This window comes from Paeniglutamicibacter sp. MACA_103 (assembly GCF_045798555.1).
Lineage (GTDB): Bacteria > Actinomycetota > Actinomycetes > Actinomycetales > Micrococcaceae > Paeniglutamicibacter.
On record NZ_JBIXLN010000100.1, the window covers coordinates 1 to 2,327 of the forward strand.

Below are 2,327 nucleotides of genomic sequence, written 5' to 3' on the forward strand. Positions count from 1 at the left end.
GCGCCGTCCAGGGGATGGCCGAAGTGGGTGCTGGGGCTGGTCGGCGTCGTGGCGTTCCTGGGGTTCTGGGAATTGATGCCGATCCTGGGGATCGTGCAGGCCAAGTACCTGCCCCCGGCGTCCGAGGTCCTCGCGGCCCTGGCCACCGACCTGGGGCTGGCGGCGTTCTGGGTGGCGGTGGGTGACACCATGCTGGCCTGGGCCATCGGCCTGGCGATCGCGGTGGTCTCCGCGCTGGTGCTGGGCCTGGTGATCGGGATGTCGCCGTTCCTGCGCCGTTTCACCAACTCGAGCATCGAGTTCCTGCGCCCGATCCCGTCGGTGGCGTTGATCCCGCTGGCGGTGCTGCTCTTTGGCATGAAGATCGAGTCCTCGCTGCTGCTGATCGTCTACGCCTGCTTCTGGCAGGTGCTGATCCAGGTGCTCTACGGGGTGGCGGATGTGGACAACGTGGCGATGCAGACCGCCAGGTCCTACGGGTTCTCGTATGTCCAGCGGGTGCGCGACGTGGTGTTCCCCACGATGCTGCCCTATTTGATGACCGGGATTCGGTTGGCCGCCTCGGTGGCGTTGATCCTGGCGATCACCGCTGAGCTGCTGATCGGCTCCCCGGGGCTGGGCAATGAGATTTCCCTGGCGCAGTCCGGCGGCGCCATCGCCGGGATGTATGCGCTGATCCTGGCCACCGGGTTCCTCGGGGTCGCGATCAACGGGGTCACCCGGGTGGTGGAGAAGCGGGTGCTGTCCTGGCATCCGTCGGTTCGCGGGGAGGCGACGGCATGAAAACCCTGAAATCCATTGGCTACCTGCTGGGGTTGCCGCTCATCCTGTTGGCCTGGTGGTGGCTGGCCACCTCCGGGGAACCGAACTTCTTCGTGCCCACCCCGGCGAAGCTTCTGACGACGTTCGTGGAGACCTGGTTCGGGGAGCGGATGCTCACCGACGTGCTGCCGAGCATCATGCGCCTGCTGTTCGGGGTGCTGGCCGCGATCGTGCTGGGCATCGTGCTGGGCCTCGCGGTGGGGTTGAACCGCACCCTGCGCGCGGTGACCGAGCCGGTGTTCGAGTTCTTCCGGGCGCTGCCGCCGCCGGTGTTGGTTCCGGTGCTGATGCTGCTGGTGGGCATCAACGACGGCATGAAGATCGCGGTGATCATTTCCGGCTGCATCTGGCCGGTGCTGCTGAACACCATCGAGGGCGTGCGTTCCATCGACCCGGTGCAGAACGAGACCTCCCGGTCCTACGGCATCTCCGGGTTCGCCCGGATCCGCTACCAGATCCTGCCCTCCGCGACCCCGACCATCATGGCCGGGGTGCGCCAGGCGCTGTCCATCGGGTTGATCCTGATGGTCATCTCCGAGATGTTTGCCTCGTCCTCCGGGCTGGGGTTCACGATCGTGCAGTTCCAGCGGTCCTTCGCGGTCCCGGAAATGTGGTCCGGCATCGTGGTCCTGGGACTGATCGGCGTGGCCCTGTCCTTTGTCTTCCAATGGGTGCAACGGCGCGTGCTGCGCTGGTACCACGGCCTGAAAGAGGTTGAAAATGCTGTCTGAGAATCCCACGTCCCACGCCGGGGGCCGCACCCTGCCCGAGGGGCAGGCGCTGCTCTCGGTCCGCGGACTGAAGAAGGTCTACCACACCGACGCCGGGGACATCGAGGCGGTGCGCAACCTGACCTTCGACCTGGGCCGCGGCGAGCTGGTCTGCCTGGTCGGGCCGTCGGGTTCGGGCAAGACGACGCTGCTCAAGTGCATCGCCGGGCTGCTGAACTCCACCGAGGGCGAGGTGCGCCTGGACGGGCAAAAGGTCACCGGACCGCCGAAGAAGATGGCGGTGGTGTTCCAGGAATACGGCCGCTCCCTCTTCCCCTGGCTGCGCGTGGCGGAGAACGTCGAGCTGCCGCTGAAGAACGCCGGCGTGCCCAAGGAGGAACGCCGGCGCCTGGTCGCCGACGCGTTGGAGGCCGTGGGCCTGGCGCACGTGCCCAAGTCCTACCCGTGGCAGCTCTCCGGCGGCATGCAGCAGCGCGTGGCGATCGCCCGCGCGGTCGCCTACCAGCCCGAGGTACTGCTGATGGACGAGCCCTTCGCCGCCGTCGACGCGCAGACCCGCGCGGACCTCGAGGACCTGATCCGCAGCGTGTGGAAGAAGCTCGGGGTCACGGTCCTGTTCGTCACCCACGACATCGACGAATCGATCTACCTGGGCGAGCGCGTGATCATCCTGTCCTCCTCGCCGACCATCGTGCAGGAGGACATCGTGATCGACCTTCCGGCCGAACGCGACCAGCTCGAGACCCGCTCCCTGCCGCGCTTCACCGAGCTGCG

Annotated in this window: 3 protein-coding genes; all 3 read left to right on the forward strand. The window is 67.1% G+C overall.

Features of this window, described 5'->3' with window-relative positions; genetic code table 11:
* Positions 1-27: 27 nt before the first annotated feature.
* Positions 28-783: an ABC transporter permease gene (locus ACIPVK_RS21680; protein WP_407614053.1), complete on the forward strand. Its 756-nt coding sequence runs from the start codon at positions 28-30 to the stop codon at positions 781-783.
* On the forward strand, positions 780-1,553 hold the full coding sequence (locus ACIPVK_RS21685; RefSeq protein ID WP_407614051.1) for an ABC transporter permease: 774 nt from the start codon (positions 780-782) through the stop codon (positions 1,551-1,553). The genes ACIPVK_RS21680 and ACIPVK_RS21685 overlap by 4 nt, the downstream gene beginning before the upstream one ends.
* The coding region (locus tag ACIPVK_RS21690) for an ABC transporter ATP-binding protein (RefSeq protein ID WP_407614052.1) at positions 1,543-2,327 on the forward strand (785 nt) is incomplete at its 3' end. The genes ACIPVK_RS21685 and ACIPVK_RS21690, both read left to right, overlap by 11 nt.

Coding starts and splice junctions, on each gene's coding strand:
- ACIPVK_RS21685 (WP_407614051.1), top strand. CDS start 780: ATGAAAACCCTGAAATCCATTGGCTACCTGCTGGGGTTGCCGCTCATC.